A 19,438-nucleotide genomic window follows, 5' to 3' on the forward strand; every position below is an offset into this window, starting at 1 on the left:
TTTACATTCCTCCTGATAACCTGATATTTTCCCGTAGTACATTTTTCTGTATTTTTCCAATCGAAGTCCTCGGAAATTCTTCAACAAAGTGAAACTCTTCTGGTATTTTGAAAGATGATAAGCGTTCTTTACAGAATGAAGTTAATTTTTCTGCTGATAATGTATTATCTTCTGTTTCAATATAAGCTACCACCTTTTCCTCTCGTAACTCATCAGGTGAAGCAACCACCGCACAATTGATTACAGATGGATGGTCTGATAATACATTTTCAATTTCAACCGAAGAAATATTTTCTCCTGCTCTTTTAATCATGTCTTTATTTCGATCCACAAACCATATAAATCCATCCTCATTCATATAGCCATTATCACCGGTATACAACCAGCCTTCTTTTATTGTCTTATTCGTTTCTATTTCACTTTTATAATACCCTTTCATAAGAGAAGGGCTTTTAATCGTAATTTCACCCACTGTTCCAGTTGGGCATTCAAATCCTTCACGATCTATTATTTTAACTTCCTGCCCAAGTCCTGGTTTACCAATTGATAATATTCCTGTCTCTTCATCCATTGGCATTCTTTCGTATAATGGTGTTGTAATATTTGTTGTGATCGACTCTGTCATACCGAACCATTGAAATAAATGGATCCCAAATCTCTCTTTAAATGTTTCAACATCATTTTTTGTTACAAATAACCCATAGCCGATTTGACGTATTGAATGTTGCCTTTCATAAGGATGTGACTCTAACCTCACTAGGATTTTTATAATTGTTGCAACAAAACTGGATACAGTTGGTTTATATTTTTCTACATCATCCCAGAACGTATTGGCACTAAATTTTTCTTGCAGAATAATTGAGCCCCCAACAACAAGCATCGCCATTGACGAATAATACTGTGAGTTAACGTGAAATAATGGCAAAAATATCAAATAGCGATCCTCAGGTGTTAATTGTTGATACAACACAGACGAGTGACCTGCATACAAATAGTTTTCATGTGTGACCAATACACCTTTTGGTTTAGCTGTTGTACCGGATGTGTACATAATTCCACAAACATCCTCAGCATGCACGTTTTTATCATGTGGACTGGGGTCTTCTAAACTTACTTTTTGCTTCCAATCTGTGTTTGTAGATTGATAAAAGCGTAAAGGTACATCCACCATTACTTCCCTATGCTTTTCGGTTATTAATGTTTCATCAAATATAAACCCTTTACTATCAGAATGCTCGAGAAAATACCTCAACTCTGAAGCAGTAGATGCTACGTTAATTGGCAACATAATAGCCCCTAAAGCGCCACATGCGAACCATATATCGTAAAATACAGGAGAGTTCTTTAACATGATGGCTACTGTATCGCCTTTTTTAATTCCACTTTGTTCCAGCCATGCGGCCGTTCTATTTGTTCGCATAAGCATTTCTGTATACGATATTACTTCTTCTTCAAAGTAAAGAAATGGTTTGGTTTTAAAATAATTTGCTTGTTTTTTAAGGTACGTGTAAATGGTCATGTCACCATGTGTAAGCACTGCGATTCCTCCTTGCTAACTTAAGTAAGTAATGGCATAACTGTAATAATAACTGAAGCTACTATAAACAATAGAATCATAGAAACAAGACAATATCCCCATATATCTTTTAGACCAAGTCCAGACAGACCTAATGCCGGTAATGCAAAGAATGGCTGTAATAAGTTGGTTGTCACATCCCCAATTGAAACTGAGTTAACTACAACAGAGGGGGGTAAGTTGTATGACTGCAGTGCTTCTAACATAATTGGCCCTTGAATCTGCCATTGACCTCCTGCAGACGGCACAAACACATTGACAATCGCCCCAGAAATAAATGTTAGTAACGGGAATGTAAATTCATTTGAAAATGATACAATGGTTTCTGCAATAATTGATATTAGTCCAGACCCTGCCATCATTCCCATAATTCCCGCATAAAAAGGAAACTGAAGTAAAATACCACCCGAAGACGGCATTCCGCTAATGATCGCCTCTAAATAACTACTAGGTGAACCATGTAATGCTAGGCCCAAAATAATGAAACTGAAGTTTAATATATTTAGCTCTAAATTAAACCCATTTTGAGCAAAATACATGATAATCCATAAAGAACCAAAAGCAACAATTGCATAGTTTATGAGTTTACTATGATCCATTTTTTCTGCAAATGTATTTCTCACCTTAACTTCTGGCTTTTTAGATTCTCCGTTTTCATCACCATTAAAAGGAACTACTTCATCCTTTTCCGGCATCATTTTAAGGTAAGCAAAAATGATTACTCCCAACCCAATAAACGCTGTTAAAAGCATGGTAGGACTAAAAATTGTTTGGGTTAGTGGTATCAGACCTACAGTTTCCTCCAAGGAATGATCTGGCGTATTTACAAGTAGTGGAGCTGTTAATGTAATACTTGCTGGCAGAATCGCAATAACAGCAGTATATGCTGCTGCGATTAATATGCGAAAATCTACTGTTGGAACACGTTTAGCAACCTCAATTGCAAATAATGCACCCAGTACGAAACCTAGTCCCCAACTAAAGTAACCTGCCCCAGCCGCTACCAAGATAGTAGTGATTAGAGCTGATTTTTGTGTTTTTGGTTTTGAAGCCACACGAATTAATAATTTCTCAACAGGCGGTGCCTTCACTAATGCATAGCCCGTAATTAATATAAGAATCATTTGTGTCGTGAATGCCAGGAAGTCCCAGAATCCGTTATACCAATGAGTGGTCATATCCATTAGCCCCTCATTAGTCATCGTCATCCCCATTATTAACGTGATAAAGGTCAATAAAATTGCAAAGATAAATGCATTTGGTAAATACTTTTCAATAATAATTCTTAAGCGTTCAGAAATCGAACGTAACATTTTAAAAAGTTCCCCCTTCTTTGGCAACGCTTACATTAATGCTTTACAATAGATATGTAAAGTTGCTAATATTAATTATATTTGATTTTGACAGACCATAGTCTCTTTGTCAATTGATTTATAATGTTCTAAAAAAGGAGAATAAAATGAATACTAGGAAATGCAAGGCTTCACAAACAAAGAAAAAAATTTCAGGTGCTGCATTAGAGCTGTTTAAAGAAAAAAGTTTTAGCCAAGTTACGGTCGATGAAATCATTCATAAGACAGGCACATCAAAGGGAGCTTTTTATACACATTTCAAAAGTAAGCACGACGTTTTTTTAGAAAAATTCAAAGAAATTGATGATTATTACGTGGATGAATTAATTGATATAATTGCCAATGAAACCAAGTATACTGATAAATTAACAGAATTTCTTCGTCTACAAATGACCTATATTGAGCGAGATCTCGGATGGGATGTGGTTCGTACGATTTATGAAATAGAACTCAATGTAGAGAGAGAAAGCTTTTTCTTACTCCCCGACAGACCTCTTTATGCTATTTTAATGGGAATCTTTACAAAAGGGCAGGATGCTGGCGAATTTCGTTCAGATTATTCACCAGAAAAAATGATGACCATCTGCCTTCAGGTAATGCGTGGTATTTTATACGACTGGAGTATTCATAAGGGGAGTTTTTCACTTATCGAAGACCATAAAGACCTTTTTCAAGTGATGATAAACGGTTTGGAAAAGTAAGTTAAATGAAAGAAGATTTTATATGACGAAACCTAAACAATCAGAAGAAGTGTTCAGTATCGATTGTTAAATAGATCAAATCAATAAGTCTCAGTTTGTTAATCTTTCACATATTTCAGGAAATAGGGGGACAAGGTTCCTGTCCCCTTTCTACAGCTCAACCAAAACCCCAGTCTTATCATCCCTCTGTTTCATTCGAGGATATTTGATACACTGCGGATCAGCTTCTTCTCTTTTATCAACCTCACCCAACAACCCATCCAAGCCACTGGTAAAGGCTATTTCGGCAGTTTTGCTCCATGCATCGGTTTCATCCAATTCTGTAGGCAAAAGCAGACCATCACTTAGTAAAAGAATTCCAGTAACTCGATTGAGCGAGATTCTCCCATACTCGATATAATCGAATGCCTCATCACTGCCATCAATAACGCTGTATCCATCAGTCGAATTAAGCTTATCCCGATTCTGGAGCAAAATGGGCTTGACCTTTTCCCGAAGGTCTCTTATATCCAACTCATTTCCATCTGCCTCACGTAACTTAACAACTTCGTTAATCGCGACTTGATCCAGGTATTGGACCAGATCATAAGTAACAGTGCGTATTTCACCATTTTCATATTTCAGGAACAACATGCAATCCCCTACATGAAAATAGTCAAAAGCTAACCCCTTTTGATCAAATTGGACAGCAGCCACACCTGTTGAACTTCTCTGCCTTTTTGGTATCTCGTTAATACTGGGAGTATCTAGTTTCCTAAAATTAGTTTCATAGTATTCCACAGCTTTTCCATTTAACTTTTCATTTGAGATTTGCATACTTTCATAGAGGGATTTAGCTTGCGTTAACTGCTGTAATTCTTCCTGTACTGCTTGTGACGCTACATACCCCGGAATACCATCCAACCCTGTTGCACCATCAATAGCCGCAAAAATACGAGAATCTTCATTTATAACATAGGCATCCTCATTAATTTCTTTATCGCCCTTTTTATATACCTTGGTTATTTCCAAATCAGTCAACCTCCCCAAACTTATCTCGGTGTCATGAAAAGCTGTGTCCAATAGGTTCCATATGGTAGTCCGGCACCTTCTACATATCCAACACCAATATGTGTGAAGCCATCTTTCATAATATTTTTTCGATGTCCTTCACTATTCATCCAACCCTCTACAACCTGTTCAGGGCTGCGTTGCCCGGCCGCAATGTTTTCTCCAGCCATACTATAAGAAAAGTTGAATTGCTGCATCATATCAAAGGGAGAACCATATGTTGGCGATGTGTGGTTAAAGTAATTATTTTTCGCCATGTCTTGGGATTTCTTTCGGGCAAGACTGCTTAAACGATCATGCATTTTCAGCGGTTCCAGGTTTTCTTTTGCCCGTTCCTGATTAACAAGTTCAACTACTTCCTTCTCAAACTCGGAAGGATCTTTTGCCTCAAGGTCCGACGAAGCACTTTGCTCTGAAGAACTTTTCGGTCCCGTGTCTCCACCTTTTGGAACCCTCACCAGTTGCGTTAAATTAGCTTTAATTTTCGCAACACTTATATCATTGTCAGCGAGCCATTCTTTTACATCTACCGTCCATTTATCAAAAGTCGCTGTTTCTATTTTGTCAGCCTTCCACGTCTTCTGCACTGTATCTGGTGTTTGAATCGACACCATAAATAAAATAGCAACAAACACAAATAGCCATCTCAACATTTGTGTTCACTCCTTCATTTGTGAAATCTCTTTAAACATATCATTCATGAAGTCAGGGTGTCTATATCGTTTATGATACCTGCATGAAAATCCACTATGTAATATTTCCCTTTTTTCATCATCAAAAAACAAAACGCGAAATGTTATTAGGCATTATCTCCAGTCTAATTCTTATTTAATCGAAATAATGTGATCTAAAGATAAGGCTCGTTTATTAACTTTTCCATTTTACACTTTAAAAATAGGAAAAGAATCAGCAAATAATTTCCGTATCCAAGTTCTATATAGGAATACACAGGAGCATTCATTAAGCATCTGAGCAAATATCAAATACAATCTGTGAAACATCAAACCCACCTATATTAGGCTACTCATCAACCATTTCTTCATTCATCTTTATCTTCCGAATTACTTCGGTAGTTGGTTCGAATGGTATGTCCCCTTTTAGTATTTCTAGATAATATCGATGCGTGTCAAGTGTTCGCTGGATATTTCTCGGATCTTTAAAGTGACTCATTTTTGGCCGAATAACTTCATAGATTGTTTTCCCAATTTCTATGACAAACGGATTTTCTGTCTCTTCTAAAAGCGTATAGTGAAATTCCAAATCGATATTCACTAGTTCTTCAGAAGATAACTCATAGTTCATGCGCTCTATTTGTGATTGTAAGACATTCTCAATGTGCTGCAGATTGACAGCAGGTTTTGTTACTAAAATATTTACCATAAGAATTTCAAAGTGTTGCCTAAATTCGATTAGCTTCTCTGTGTTATTGCTATGTAGCAATAAACTGAATATAAGTGGATTTAAAATAGAATTATTTCCAGCATTGCTGATGTACATCCCTTCCCCCCGTCTAATTTCAATTATTCCAATTGCCTCCAACGTTTTTATGGCTTCTCTGACGGGAGTGCGGCTCACTCCAAATTGCTCAATTAATGCTTGTTCAGTGGGTAGTTTTTGACCTGGTTTTAGTGAGCCATTCACTAATCTGTCTTTTATTACAGTTACAATTTGTGAGGACATTCTCTCACTTGAATGTAGTTTCTGAAACAATAATTGCACTTTGTCACATCCGTTTCAAAATAATTTAATTTTTTAGTAAATTCTCCATTTACAAAAGAGTAAGAATTAGATACTATTATATACATATTACATCATACGTATTATTTACGCCAAGTAATCTTTCATTTAAAAACTACGCTAAATCTACTATCAATTTGTTTGCACTAATTAATGAAATACTAAAGCATTTCTCGGCGGATACTTATGAACTAAGGGGGAGAATAAATGAAAGCAAAGCCATTTTATATCGTATTAATTGGATTGTTATTAGCATTATTTTCAACTGCTTGTAGTAGTGATGATGCAGAAGGAAGCAATGGAGAAGGAAATGATAAGGTGTATACGCTTGAAGCGGGTCACTCGTTGCCAGATGACCACCCATACCATATTGCTTTTGAAAATATGGCCGACAGAGTTGAAGAACGTACGGATGGACAAGTAGTGATCGAAGTCTATCCAAACAGCGAAATAGGTGCTGAACGTGAATTAACTGAAGGGATGACGCTTGGAACGGTTGATATGGTCGTTTCTTCTACGGCGCCAGTAACGAACTTTGTTCCAGAGCTAGAGGTTTTAGATGTCCCTTTTCTTTTTAAGAATCGAGAATCAGCCGTTAATGTACTGGAAGGCAAAATCGGCGACAAATTGTTTGATAAGATGGAAGAAAAAGGCATTATTGGCCTCTCATGGGGAGAAAATGGTTATCGACACATCACAAACGGTGTACACCCAATAGAAAAACCCGCAGACTTAGAAGGGTTAAAAATTAGAACACAGGAAAATGATATTCACCTGGCTGCTTTTGAAGCCCTTGGGGCTCAACCAACTCCTATGGCATGGACCGAAGCACTGACAGCACTGCAACAAGGTGTTGTAGATGCACAAGAAAATCCTGCTATTGTTGCAGATCAATTCAGCCTTTATGAATCTAATCAAACGTACATGTCATTAACCGGCCATGTTTACTCTGTTGCAGTGTACATGATGAGTAAACAAACTTATGAAGAATTACCTGAAGACTTACGTAAAATTGTAGTGGAAGAAGCTCAGAAGGCTGGTGCTGAAGAACGCGAGCTAATTGTCGAAATGGAACAAGAATCATTAACAAAATTAAAAGAACAAGGAATGGAAATCATCGAAGAAGTTGATACAGAACCATTCCAGAAAAAAGTCGAGCCAGTATACGAGCAAGTAGAACATCAGGATCTTCTACAAGAAATTAGAGATGCTCAATAGAGTCAAACTTGTTTGATAAGGGAGGATACTTTTCCTCCCTATTTTGTTCTTAAAGGGGGTAAATGTAGGATGCAGAAAATTATTAACACTACCAATTTCATGTTAAAACATCTCCTCAATGTAATCATGCTCGTTTTAGTAGCTTCTGTGTTTATGCAGGTTATTTTTCGATTCGCAATCAATAGTCCACTTGCATGGACAGAAGAATTGGCGCGCTACTCACTTGTATGGTTGACTTTCTTGGGAGCAGCTTATGCAATGTCCCAAAAGGCGCATATAGGTGTCGAGTTTTTTGTCAATTTACTTTCAGGTTTAGGAAAAAAGATATTGCAAACAGCTGCGACTTTTGTCAGCCTGATTTTTTTTGTACTAATGGTTTTCAGCGGGTACGATCTTGTATCCAATACTATGTTGCAAACTTCACCGGTGCTCGAAATTCCAATGGGGATAGTGTACGCAGCTATTCCAGTTAGCGGCTTATTACTTACTATTAATTTAATTGCTGTTTACGTAAACGATATGAAAAAAGGAGGCGATCTTGATGACACTCCTACTGTTTAGCATCCTAATTGTCCTCTTTTTAATTAATGTCCCCATTGCAGTAACACTAGGAACGGCTTCTGCAGCGATCTTCTTTATCGAAGGAGATGTTTCCCTGATAGTCATTATGCAACGAATGTTTAACGCTGTGGACTCCTTTCCGCTGTTGGCAATTCCATTTTTTATCCTGGCCGGAAAACTAATGGAAAGTGGTGGTATATCGCAAAGGCTTATTCATTTTGCCAATGTATTGTTTGGTAGAGTTAACGGGGGACTGGCGATAGTATCAATTGTAGCATGTGCATTTTTCGCTGCAATTTCTGGTTCAGCAGCCGCAACGACAGCGGCCGTTGGCTCCTTGCTAATTCCAGCCATGGTCAAAAAAGGATATGATAAAAGCTTCTCAACCGCTGTCCAGGCTGCTGGGGGAACAGTAGGAATTATGATCCCGCCAAGTGTACCACTAGTATTGTATGGCGTAACAGCGGGCGTTTCGATTGGTGAATTATTTATCGCAGGAATTATTCCGGGAATATTGGTTACCGGTTCATTATTGATTTTAGTATATGTCATATCTTTGAAAAGGAACTATGGCGGTGGCGAAACGTACTCCTTCATGGAAATCCTGAAAGCTTTTGCTGATGCGATATTGGCTTTACTTATGCCGGTTATTATTTTAGGCGGTATTTATGGAGGTATTTTTACTCCAACCGAAGCAGCAGTTGTTGCTGTTGTCTACGGTCTGATTGTTGGTATTGTTATTTATCGGGAAATTAAGCTTTCCGATTTAGTTGAAATATTTTCTTCTTCTGTGGTCATAACTGCAGTTATCATGTTTATCATCGCTGGTGCATCTGTTTTTGGATATTATTTGACAAGAGCACGTGTGCCAAAAGAACTCGCTGAGTTTATGCTAAGTATTACCGACAATTGGGTAATCGCATTGTTAATTATAAATTTATTATTATTGTTTGTTGGTGTGTTTCTGGAAACGTCGGCAGCAATTATAATACTAACTCCAATCCTTGCTCCAATTGCTAGTGCATTAGGCATTGATTTGGTTCATTTTGGAATTATTATGATTGTCAACTTGGCGATTGGATTTATAACACCGCCAGTTGGTGTGAATTTATTTGTTGCCTCCAATATATCAGGAACAAAAATCGAAAAGCTAATTGTAGCCATTATTCCATTTGTTATTGTCATGATTATAAGTGTGCTTATTATTTCATTCGTGCCAAGTATCAGCTTGTTTTTAACAAAATAAATTAATAGTAATTGAGGTGTTAGGTTGTTGCAAAAATATCAAATTGCAGTATTACCAGGTGATGGCATAGGGCCAGAAGTAGTTCAAGAAGGAATGAAAGTCTTATTGAAATTACAAGATTTGGATACAAGTTTCACCTTTGAAAGTACGACATTTGAATGGAATAGTAACTACTATATTAAACATGGTCGCATGATGCCAAATGATGGCCTGGAAAAGCTAAAGACGTACGATGCAGTTTTCTTCGGCGCACTCGGTGATAAGCGGGTGGAAGAACATATACCTGTTTGGGAATTGATTATGCCAATACGAAAACAATTCCAGCAATATGTAAATTTACGCCCAATTAAGCAACTCAATGGGATTACAAGCCCACTTCAGAATGAGGAACCAATTGATTTTTATGTTTTTCGTGAAAATGCTGAAGGCGAGTACTCCAACAGTGGTGGACGAATCTATGATCAGACAGACCAGGCAATGGCAATTCAAAATACGATTATTACAAAAAAAGGCGTGGAGAGAATTGCTACATATGCATTTGATTACGCAAGAAAAAATGAAATCAGCCGTGTTGTCAGTGCTACTAAATCAAATGCCATTATTCATTCGATGAAACTGTGGGATGACGTAGTAAATGAAGTAGCTTTAGACTATGACGGAATTGAACTTGATTCAATTTATGTTGATGCACTTGCAGCATATTTTGTTAATAAGCCACATACGTTTGAAGTGCTTGTTGCGTCTAATTTATTTGGGGATATTTTAACCGATTTAGGTGCTGCTTTGGTGGGTGGTTTAGGATTATCACCGTCAGCTAATCTAAACCCAGAACGAAACTTTCCATCGATGTTTGAACCGATTCACGGCTCTGCTCCAGATATTGCCGGTAAAAAAATAGCCAACCCAATCGCACAAATTTGGTCAGCGGCACTTATGCTAGAGCATTTTGGACGCGATGACTTAGCAGCAAAAATAATGCACGCAATTGAAGCTGTACTAGTAAATGGCGAAGTGCTGACACCCGACCTAGGCGGAAATGCATCTACATCAGAAGTCGGTGATGCAATCATACAGGAATTAGACAAACAACTATAGGAGCTGGTTGAAAATGCGTTATAAAAATACAAATGTTGTGGTGACAGGAGCAAACGGTGGCATGGGTGAAGTTATTGTCGAAAGATTCTTGGAGGAAGGTGCCAATGTCGTTGCTCTCGACTTAAATTTTGGTCGATTATTATCAGTGAAAGACCTTCATACGGATTCTTTAATGCTCATCAATACAAATATTCGTGAAGAAACTGCAGTGAAAACAGCGGTTCAACATGCAATTGATAAATATGAGACAGTTGATGTACTTGTGAACGCTGCAGGTATTGCCCAGGCAGCTACGAACATTGAAGAAGTTAGCTTGGCGGAATGGAATAAGCTTATGGAAGTAAATGCAACAGCGATATTTTTGATAAGTAAAGAACTAGTTCCACATATGAAAAAACAAGGGAACGGAGTCATCACCAATATTATCTCCATAGCAGCGGAGCGAGCACGCCCAGGGTTAAATGCCTATGTTGCATCAAAAGGGGCGGCGACAACGTTAACGAAAGCATTAGCTGTTGAATTAGCAGAACACGGTATACGTGTGAATGGGATAAATCCTGGTCCATCTGATACAACCATGCTTGGAAAATTTTCCAGAAGTGGTGAGAATGTTAACCAAACAAAGGACGAAATATTTAAAAAGAGTGTGCCACTTGGACAGTTAATAACACCTGAGGACATTTCATCAGCAGTTTTATATGTATCTTCTAGTGAAGCACAAATGGTAACAGGCAGTATTTTGAATGTTGATGGCGGTCGTGGAATCTAATTTTTAAGGAGGTCGTGCTAAGTGCGTGAAAGTCAGTTGATGTATATTAATGGCGAATGGTGTTCAAATGCAGATGATGAAACTATTACCGTAAGAAATCCGGCAACACAAAAAACAATCGGAACTGTGCCAAGAGGCAACACTGCTGATATAGAAAAAGCTGTTAAAGCTGCACGTGAGACGTTTGAATCCGAGCAATGGCGCACATTTTTACCTGATGAACGTGGCCGGATTTTATATAAGATTGCTAAAAAAATTAGGGATGCTGCATCAGAAATTGCTCAAATGGAAACACGTGATACTGGAAAACCGCTCAGTCAGAGCCAAAATGATGTCGAAGCGGCTGCTCGTTATTTTGAATATTATGCAGGAATGGCAGATAAAATTTTAGGAGAAACAATTCCAATTCAAGCTGACGTGCTTGATTATACCGTGCGTGAGCCAGTTGGAGTAACCGCGCATATTATTCCATGGAATTATCCGATTCAGATTACCTCACGAAGTGTCGCAGCAGCTATAGCAACAGGGAATACAGTTGTTGTGAAGCCCGCAGAAGATACACCTTTGACTGCGTTGAAACTAGCAGAATTAATTGAAGAAACGAAACTACCTACAGGAGTCTATAATGTTGTTACAGGGTATGGTAATGAAGCAGGAGCACCATTAATTAATCATTCGGATATTAACCATATTACTTTTACCGGCTCAGTCCAAACTGGAACAGCAATCATGCAAGCAGCAGCGAAAAATATTGTACCCGTGACTTTGGAACTTGGCGGGAAATCACCAAATATTGTATTTGCCGACGCTGATCAGGATAAAGCAGCCGAATGGGTAGTTAAGTCAATTATTCAAAATGCGGGACAAACATGTTCTGCTGGGTCCCGGTTATTAGTTCAACAGAATATTAAAGAAGATTTCTTGGAAAAAGTTAAAGCACGAATGGAAGCTATAACTATCGGAAAAGGAGAAGATGATCACGATTTAGGTCCAATACTGACAGAAAAACAATTCAACAGGATTGAGGAATTCATGCAAATTGCACGTAAAGAAAATGTGAACATTGTAACCGGTGGTGAAGGTGTTGAAGTCGAAGGAGCAGAAACCGGATTTTATTTCGAACCAACTGTTTTGGATAATGTGAAGCAGGAAAGCGCCTTAACGCAAGAGGAAATCTTCGGCCCGGTTGTCTCTGTTTTTGTCTTTGAAAATGATGAAGAAGCAATAAAACTTGCAAACGATACACCATACGGCTTAGTAACCGGCGTCTGGACAGAAAACGTTGGTCGTGCTCATCGTATGGCCAGCCAAATTCGTGCAGGCCAAGTGTTCATTAACAATTATGGTGCTGGTGGCGGAATTCAAATGCCATTTGGCGGATACAAGAAAAGTGGCTTTGGAAGAGAAAAAGGACTTGAGGCATTGCGAAATTATACAACATTAAAAAATATCGCACTCAAAATGTAAGAGAAACATGGATATTAAAGGGGTGGGGTTGATTAATCCACCCCCACTCTCCCCTTCTTGTCCAATTTGTCCTACTTCCCTATATATTCTAATTTCTATTTAATCTCAACATGGTTTAATCCGCTTTATGTCTTCCGTCCATATTACTGAGAATGCTGCTAGAGGTGTCCTCCCCCCTATGATCACACTTAAATACATACATCAAGCTACTAAGCAAATTACAAATACGATCAATAAAACGCCGATTCTTACCTGCACAGCGCTTTCTTCCATTTACGGGAACGTACATGCTCTTAAAAAGTGAACATTTGTAGAAAATTTATGATCTATTAACAATCAAGACACTTATTTATATCTATTTCTCTGAGTAATGGAAATTCTATCATCTTCATGTGCTTATTCCTTCCTTCTAAAACAATAAAAGAATTACTATACTTATATGGGAAAGTGATTTTAGAATTATATACAATTAAAATAATTCCAACAATATGTTTCATGAAGGAGTTGTACCCTATGATTACTTTAAAAAACATACATCAAGCAACCGAACAAATTTCAGATGCGATCAAAGAAACGCCAATCCTTACCTGCACAGCGCTTTCTTCCATTTGTGGGAACAACATGTTCTTAAAAAGTGAACATTTGCAGAAAACAGGTTCCTTTAAAATAAGAGGTGCAACCAATAAAGTTAAACAATCCGTTCAGGAAGGGGCGACCTATATGACAGCTGCTTCATCTGGAAATCACGGGCAGGCAGTTGCGTATATTGCCAATGTTCTTGGAGTTCCAGCCACAATTGTTGTACCTGAGGATGCTACGGCCAGTAAATTAAATGCAATTCGAGAATATAATGGGGAGATTGAAAAATGTGGGACGACTTCAGCGGAAAGATTACCTCGCGCAAAGGTGTTAGCAGCTGAAAAAAATGGCGTGTTTATTCCGCCATATGACGACCCCTATATCATGGCAGGGCAAGGTACAGTTGGGCTGGAAATACTGGAGCAGTTAGATGATGTGGATGTGGTCGTTGTCCCAGTCGGTGGTGGTGGTCTTGTTTCCGGAATATTAACTGCGATCAAGGAAACAAAGCCAAATGTAAAAGTGATTGGAGTCGAACCGGAAACCGCTAATGATACATACCTTTCATTAGAAAAGGGTAAGATTACCTCAATTCCTGGAACAAGTACAATTGCCGATGGGCTACGAACGAATCAGCCTGGTGACCTGACATTTCCTGTTTTGCAAAAATACTTGGACGACCTGGTATTAGTCAGTGAAACAGAAATCCAGCAGGCTCTATTTTTTGTTCTCGAACGAATGAAGCAGGTCATTGAACCATCCAGTGCTGTCGCAGTAGCTGCGGCAATGTTCAGAAAGTTGGGCGTACGGGACAAAAACGTAGCATGCGTCGCTTCCGGCGGTAATCTGGATGTACGTAAACATGGGACATAGGGGTCAGGTCCCTTGTCCCACTGCTGTCGAACTGGGACGATGAACCTGTCCCTCTTGTCCCCTTCCCTCCTTCCCCCTTTAACTATGCTGCCGGGACAAGGTTCCTGTCCCTCATTGTCCCACAAAGGATACACTTAGATTTACCATGATTCCGGAGTCCTCGGGCACAGCACTTGTGTTTATTGCTAACTTGTCATTGTGGAAACTCAAGCTATTTATACCATTCATATTCATTTCACTAACTAGTTTATATTCATTTTCATTCATGAAAGCCTTATACATATCCATAATTTCATCTACATTCACCGACTCAGTTAAATATGAAACAGTTAGTCCATTAGTATCCCCTTCATTTACTTGTACTGTACTGATGATTTTATATTCACCAGGAAAAGGAATCTCTTCAGGAAATTCTTCCGGCAGTTCCTGAGATGAACTTACTGAAACGCCCTCTCCATTCTCTGACTCCAATTTTACTTCACTTCCTTCATCCCCACCTACAGATACACTATCTCCATTATCTCCAATCGGAATGGTGACTTCATCGTCTCCACAGCCACTCAAAAACAAGGTGACGATAGTTAAACCAAGAATAATCAGTACAACTTTATTTTTAATCATCAACGAATCCTCCCATATTTTTATAAACTTAAACCATCTTATAATTATATTGGATGAAGGTAGTTTTTGATATTATACTTAGGGATACACTTTTAGGAACAGAGGGGTCAGGTTCATCGTCCCGCTCCGTGTGGTCCAGTCAAAATAGCATCTGTTTTCACTACAATCGATCCCCACGTTAAAAAATTGGCATTGGATATAAATTTCTAATCCATATGCCACTTCCCCAGCAATAGAAACGATAATATTTAAAAGAAAGGTATTTTCTCCCTTTAACTTAAAGTCCACCCACTCAGTAAATAAGACAGCTGCCAATGTACTGCCCGCTATCATAACAATCCTTATCAAAAAATATACATTCAGATGAGGGGGAATTGTTGTGAGTGAAATCAATTGTTTAGTGTGTGGTGGAGAACACTTCCGTAAAGGATACTATACTATTGATGTTAACGTCGATATTTATTCAACTGCCTATAATAATGTAAGAACGATGGCGAACAGTTTCGAGTATCCAGTTGATATCGATGTCGACGTAGATACTGATATAGACCATCATACAGATACGAGGACTGATATTAATCTGATGCTGGTATCAGAGGAGAAGAATTCCTTTCTTGACTGTGATTCAGATGTTCACAAATACGCATGTGAGGATTGCGGCTACATTATGACATTCACCAAGGAAAAAAGTGTAAAAAGTAAAAAACAGGAACAGAAACGAAAACAACGAGAGAATAATTATGATTGGACTGATTTTGGTCGTTAGGGGGAGCAGATGTCTTCACGATCACGAGATGTTTTGTATATTTGGATCACACTAATTAATCGTGTATGATTAAATCGCGCACAATTAATTAGAAATAGGGGGGTTCATGATGACAACTGTCTATGATTTTACCGTTAAGAAAACAAATGGTTCCGAGCAACCTTTAAAAGCTTTTGAAGGAAAGCCTCTTCTTATTGTAAATACTGCCAGTAAGTGTGGATTAACTGATCAGTTTAAGGAACTTCAAGAAATCTATGATAAATATAATGATCAAGGTTTAGAGATTTTGGGATTTCCATGTGGTCAATTTAACAACCAGGAATTTGATAATATTGAGGAAACAACGGAGTTCTGTCAATTAAATTATGGAGCGACGTTTTCGATGTATGGCAAGATTGATGTAAATGGGGAAAATGAGGATCCTTTATACCGCTATATGAAATTAGAAAAAGGTGGTGTTCTTTCTAAAGACATCAAATGGAACTTTACGAAATTCCTAACAGATCGAAATGGAAATGTAGTAGAACGCTTTGCACCGACAAAAAAACCCAGTAAAATAGAAAAAGATATTATGAAACAATTATAATCTATAGAAGGGATGAGTTCTTTGCAGGATTTTTTAACATTAGATAATCAACTTTGTTTTGCAATTTATGACGTTAACAATCAATTTACTAAATTATATTCAAAAGTACTTCATCCCTTTGGTATTACCTACCCACAATATTTAGTCTTATTAGCCCTTTGGGAGAATGACAGGATAACAGTCAAAGAATTGGGTGGCCGATTAAATTTAGGTACCGGGACATTAACCCCGATGATCAAAAGAATGGAAGGAAACGGTTGGGTTAAAAAAGAGCGTACTGCTAAAGATGAGCGAAAAGTTTGTGTGTTCCTACAGCCAAAAGCTATAGAAGAAAAAGACGCCATCAAACAAGCTATTACAAGAGAAGTGAACTCTTGTAACATCGAATTAGCTGACTACGAACTACTGTTAAGTCAGTTAAAGGCTCTTCATGGAAAACTAATGAGTCAGAGTAAAGGATAGTTTCGAGGGACAGAGGATTACAAGACGAAACACAGGATGACATTGTAATTAAAGACTGAAGACTTGAAGTGCCGGGACAAGGAACCTGTCCCTACTGTGCCTCTGCACGAGTCAGACCCCTTTTCGAGCGAGTTGAATCCCTATTGCGCAAGTTCGAAAGATGTGGATATATCTGCCATACCAACGACATGCTCCCCATACAATTTTAGGGAAGCAGATTTAGTAACTGCAGCACGTCAATTAAATGAACTGCCTGCCCATGCAATTATTCTTGATTGCATGGGATATACCCAAGAAATGAAAGCTATTGTTCAAAAATATACTTTCAAAAAAGTCTTACTATCTAGAAATGTAATTTTTTTGAAATATAGCTGAGTTATTTTAAATAATTGATTCAATTTCATAATTAAAAATAAAGTAGTAAATCCAAACTATTTGAAAATGTGCTAGACCTATTAATTGCCTCTGCAGGCGAACGCTTTCCGTGGGCGTGAATTGAGCCTCCTCGTGCTATCGGTTGCGGGGTCCAAGGCTCATGCTATTCCCGCAGGTGTCGCCACCAACAGTTAAAATCAACGATTGTAGTACGTAGAATTCGCTAACGGTAAAACATTAGTTCGCAAAATTTTTCGGGTAAATGATGAATAGAAGTATTTCCAAAACTACTACCAAGCACACAACGGTGGACTTTCTATGCTCAATAATGATGTTGCACAATTAAGCATCTACTCAGTATTAGACAACATGTAAGGCCTACCCTATAGGAGCGAATGTATTACAGGGAAAACAGTAGGGAAAGTATTAGAACTAGGCATTAACACCACATTCTTCTATGGATATAGTCAGGAACAAAAATCAGAAGAATTCAAAGAAAAATATAAAAATAGATTTTATCAGGAATGGAAAAATGGGGAAATGAAGCAATTTCACGGGTTTGATCGTACCAGGGGGTACGGTCTAAGAAGTACTAAGAAGTATGGAAATACAAGCTAAATTCACCACGATAGCGGTTAACTTAAATAGGATATCAGGGATACTATCCTCTAAAAAAGCTTTTTCAAATGCTTTTTCAAATACCCTTTCTACCAAATTATTAAAAAGAGTACAGATTTTTGAGAATCTGTACTCTTTTTCGTAGAAACCTATTTTAAAAAGGGCACTTATCAGTGGTCTCAACCTATCCCCAATCGTCCCATAAAAAAGCTGTTAGCCCATGGTTATTACCAATACTAACAGCTTCTACTAATCTAGTTACTATGCCTGAAGACTTTCTTTTCGATGGTGTTCTTATCCACTTCCTCTATATCTACTTTATATCCAATCCCAGGATTATTATTTACGGTGAGCTGACCCCAATGGCTGATGTTAGTCTAATGCTACTATTAGACTACTAAATGAGGAACATGGCCCTAATTGTCCGAGTAGCTAACACAGCCTCCTCCGACAAACATCCCAAAGCTCTTAGCTAATACCCGATCCAGATTTTCTTGAAGATGTGTCTTCATTCACCCAACGGTTAAACACTGCTGCAGTCGGCACCATCCAGAACATTATCATTACAGTTGATTATTTATCCCCCTATTTTTTACCAACTTTTAAATACTCCAACGCAAACGAACTCATTGCTATGATACCGGTCGGTATTGCTTTTTCATCAAAAATGAGACCCGGATTATGCAATGATCTAGTGGATGCCTCCTGTTCATTTTTTGTTCCAAGTCTAAATAACATTCCTTCTACTTCTTGAAGATAGAAGGAAAAATCTTCCCCTCCAAGAGAGGGCTCAGGTAAGTAAACTAAACTTTCCTCATCTAGGTATTCCTTTACAGTATCTGACATTACCTCAACTAATTCGTTATTATTAATAACTGGATGACTTCCAGGTTTAAACGATACAGTTGCTTTAGATTTATGACCAATCGCAATGTGTTCACTTATTTGTACTACTTGTTCCTTTATATGATTTCTCATTTCTGGAGTTAATGTGCGAACCGACCCTGATAAAACAACTTTATTAGCTATAATATTATCTGCATTCCCCCCATTTATTTGACCAAACGTCACAACAGCAGATTCCAAAGGTGAAATACTTCGGGAAACAATTGTTTGTAAAGCTCCTATTATTTCACCAGCGATTGGTATCGGGTCAACACTTTTATGTGGATGAGCAGCATGACCACCCGTTCCCTGAACTTCTATCTCGAATGAATCTGTGGCTGCCATTATCGGGCCCTTTCGTACACCAATCTGTCCAGCTTCAATTAGTGGCCAAGTGTGCAAACATACAATCCGGTCTACTTTTGGTTCATTTTGAAGCACCCCTTGTTCCATAACAAATTGTGCCCCTTTCATTATCTCTTCTCCTGGCTGGAAGATAAACTTAATGTTTCCCTCTAAAGAATCTTTCATTCTATCTAACACCAATGCGGCACCTAATAAAACAGTCGTATGAATGTCATGACCACAGGCATGCATAATTCCTTCATTTTCTGATGTGAAGTCTAATCCAGTATTCTCTATTATAGGCAAGGCATCAATATCGGCACGAAGGCCTAAAGTTAGACCTTCACTACCCCCTCTTAACACACCGACAACCCCTGTTCCATTAGGCAATTCTGAAAGTTCAATATTTGTATCTTTTAAGGTCTCTATAATTATTTTTGTCGTGTTGTATTCTTTCATACTTAACTCTGGATTTTTGTGAAGATGCCTTCTTATTAGAATCATTTGTTCTTTGATTTCAGAGGTGATTGACCGAATATCCATTTGAATTACTCCT

18 protein-coding genes and 2 pseudogenes are annotated in these 19,438 nt (G+C 38.1%); 13 read left to right on the forward strand and 7 right to left on the reverse strand.

Annotation, left to right across the window (positions count from 1 at the left end; genetic code table 11):
* Window position 1: 1 nt before the first annotated feature.
* A complete protein-coding gene (locus tag ACTWQM_RS02405) occupies window positions 2–1,537 on the reverse strand; it encodes a class I adenylate-forming enzyme family protein (protein WP_443256567.1) in 1,536 nt (511 codons plus the stop codon).
* Window positions 1,538–1,557: 20 nt separating this feature from the next.
* Entirely contained in the window at window positions 1,558–2,889 is a 1,332-nt protein-coding gene (locus ACTWQM_RS02410) for a short-chain fatty acid transporter (RefSeq protein WP_443256568.1), read from the reverse strand.
* Between the two features lie 146 nt (window positions 2,890–3,035).
* Here ACTWQM_RS02410 and ACTWQM_RS02415 point away from each other — a divergent pair, with 146 nt between their 5' ends.
* Window positions 3,036–3,629 carry a TetR/AcrR family transcriptional regulator gene (locus ACTWQM_RS02415; RefSeq protein WP_443256569.1) on the forward strand — a complete coding sequence of 198 codons (594 nt, stop codon included), beginning with the start codon at window positions 3,036–3,038 and terminating at the stop codon, window positions 3,627–3,629.
* Window positions 3,630–3,779: 150 nt separating this feature from the next.
* Here ACTWQM_RS02415 and ACTWQM_RS02420 read toward each other — a convergent pair whose 3' ends face one another.
* The 3 genes and pseudogenes from ACTWQM_RS02420 to ACTWQM_RS02430 all read right to left on the reverse strand — a co-directional run bounded on the left by ACTWQM_RS02420 (window position 3,780) and on the right by ACTWQM_RS02430 (window position 6,359).
* Window positions 3,780–4,640, reverse strand: a complete 861-nt coding sequence (locus ACTWQM_RS02420; protein WP_443256570.1) for a protein phosphatase 2C domain-containing protein — start codon at window positions 4,638–4,640, stop codon at window positions 3,780–3,782.
* Between the two features lie 20 nt (window positions 4,641–4,660).
* Window positions 4,661–5,068 (reverse strand): annotated as a pseudogene (locus ACTWQM_RS02425) (CAP domain-containing protein); the annotation flags it as partial.
* A gap of 631 nt (window positions 5,069–5,699) precedes the next feature.
* Complete coding sequence (locus ACTWQM_RS02430; RefSeq protein ID WP_443256571.1) at window positions 5,700–6,359, reverse strand: FadR/GntR family transcriptional regulator; 660 nt, start codon at window positions 6,357–6,359, stop codon at window positions 5,700–5,702.
* A gap of 264 nt (window positions 6,360–6,623) precedes the next feature.
* Here ACTWQM_RS02430 and ACTWQM_RS02435 point away from each other — a divergent pair, with 264 nt between their 5' ends.
* From ACTWQM_RS02435 to ACTWQM_RS02465, 7 genes are all read left to right on the forward strand, one after another.
* The gene (locus ACTWQM_RS02435) at window positions 6,624–7,634 is read left to right on the forward strand and encodes a TRAP transporter substrate-binding protein (RefSeq protein ID WP_443256572.1); all 1,011 of its coding nucleotides are present in this window, start codon (window positions 6,624–6,626) and stop codon (window positions 7,632–7,634) included.
* Window positions 7,635–7,703: 69 nt separating this feature from the next.
* Window positions 7,704–8,195 (forward strand): TRAP transporter small permease, encoded by a 492-nt coding sequence (locus tag ACTWQM_RS02440; protein ID WP_443256573.1) that lies wholly within the window; start codon window positions 7,704–7,706, stop codon window positions 8,193–8,195.
* Window positions 8,176–9,441, forward strand: a complete 1,266-nt coding sequence (locus ACTWQM_RS02445; protein WP_443256574.1) for a TRAP transporter large permease — start codon at window positions 8,176–8,178, stop codon at window positions 9,439–9,441. The genes ACTWQM_RS02440 and ACTWQM_RS02445 overlap by 20 nt, the downstream gene beginning before the upstream one ends.
* 27 nt (window positions 9,442–9,468) lie before the next feature.
* Complete coding sequence (locus ACTWQM_RS02450; RefSeq protein WP_443256575.1) at window positions 9,469–10,536, forward strand: tartrate dehydrogenase; 1,068 nt, start codon at window positions 9,469–9,471, stop codon at window positions 10,534–10,536.
* A 13-nt stretch (window positions 10,537–10,549) separates the two neighbouring features.
* Window positions 10,550–11,305 (forward strand): SDR family NAD(P)-dependent oxidoreductase, encoded by a 756-nt coding sequence (locus tag ACTWQM_RS02455; protein WP_443256576.1) that lies wholly within the window; start codon window positions 10,550–10,552, stop codon window positions 11,303–11,305.
* A gap of 39 nt (window positions 11,306–11,344) precedes the next feature.
* Window positions 11,345–12,772, forward strand: coding sequence for an aldehyde dehydrogenase family protein (locus tag ACTWQM_RS02460; RefSeq protein ID WP_443257077.1), 1,428 nt, complete (start codon window positions 11,345–11,347; stop codon window positions 12,770–12,772).
* Window positions 12,773–13,285: 513 nt separating this feature from the next.
* Window positions 13,286–14,224: a threonine ammonia-lyase gene (locus ACTWQM_RS02465; RefSeq protein ID WP_443256577.1), complete on the forward strand. Its 939-nt coding sequence runs from the start codon at window positions 13,286–13,288 to the stop codon at window positions 14,222–14,224.
* A gap of 111 nt (window positions 14,225–14,335) precedes the next feature.
* Here the strand turns inward: ACTWQM_RS02465 and ACTWQM_RS02470 are convergent, their stop codons facing one another.
* Window positions 14,336–14,845: a hypothetical protein gene (locus ACTWQM_RS02470; RefSeq protein WP_443256578.1), complete on the reverse strand. Its 510-nt coding sequence runs from the start codon at window positions 14,843–14,845 to the stop codon at window positions 14,336–14,338.
* 379 nt (window positions 14,846–15,224) lie between these two features.
* Here ACTWQM_RS02470 and ACTWQM_RS02475 point away from each other — a divergent pair, with 379 nt between their 5' ends.
* The 5 genes and pseudogenes from ACTWQM_RS02475 to ACTWQM_RS02495 form a co-directional block, all read left to right on the forward strand.
* The gene (locus ACTWQM_RS02475; protein ID WP_443256579.1) at window positions 15,225–15,611 is read left to right on the forward strand and encodes a hypothetical protein; all 387 of its coding nucleotides are present in this window, start codon (window positions 15,225–15,227) and stop codon (window positions 15,609–15,611) included.
* 109 nt (window positions 15,612–15,720) lie between these two features.
* Window positions 15,721–16,197, forward strand: a complete 477-nt coding sequence (locus tag ACTWQM_RS02480) for a glutathione peroxidase (protein ID WP_443256580.1) — start codon at window positions 15,721–15,723, stop codon at window positions 16,195–16,197.
* A 21-nt stretch (window positions 16,198–16,218) separates the two neighbouring features.
* Entirely contained in the window at window positions 16,219–16,659 is a 441-nt protein-coding gene (locus ACTWQM_RS02485; protein ID WP_443256581.1) for a MarR family winged helix-turn-helix transcriptional regulator, read from the forward strand.
* Between the two features lie 162 nt (window positions 16,660–16,821).
* Window positions 16,822–17,034, forward strand: a complete 213-nt coding sequence (locus ACTWQM_RS02490; RefSeq protein WP_443256582.1) for an AroM family protein — start codon at window positions 16,822–16,824, stop codon at window positions 17,032–17,034.
* Window positions 17,035–17,415: 381 nt separating this feature from the next.
* Window positions 17,416–17,707: pseudogene (locus tag ACTWQM_RS02495) on the forward strand (transposase); the annotation flags it as partial.
* 530 nt (window positions 17,708–18,237) lie between these two features.
* Here the strand turns inward: ACTWQM_RS02495 and ACTWQM_RS02500 are convergent.
* Entirely contained in the window at window positions 18,238–19,425 is a 1,188-nt protein-coding gene (locus ACTWQM_RS02500) for a M20 metallopeptidase family protein (protein ID WP_443256583.1), read from the reverse strand.
* Between the last annotated feature and the right edge of the window lie 13 nt (window positions 19,426–19,438).

This window comes from Virgibacillus sp. L01 (genome assembly GCF_052246775.1).
GTDB lineage: Bacteria > Bacillota > Bacilli > Bacillales > Amphibacillaceae > Lentibacillus.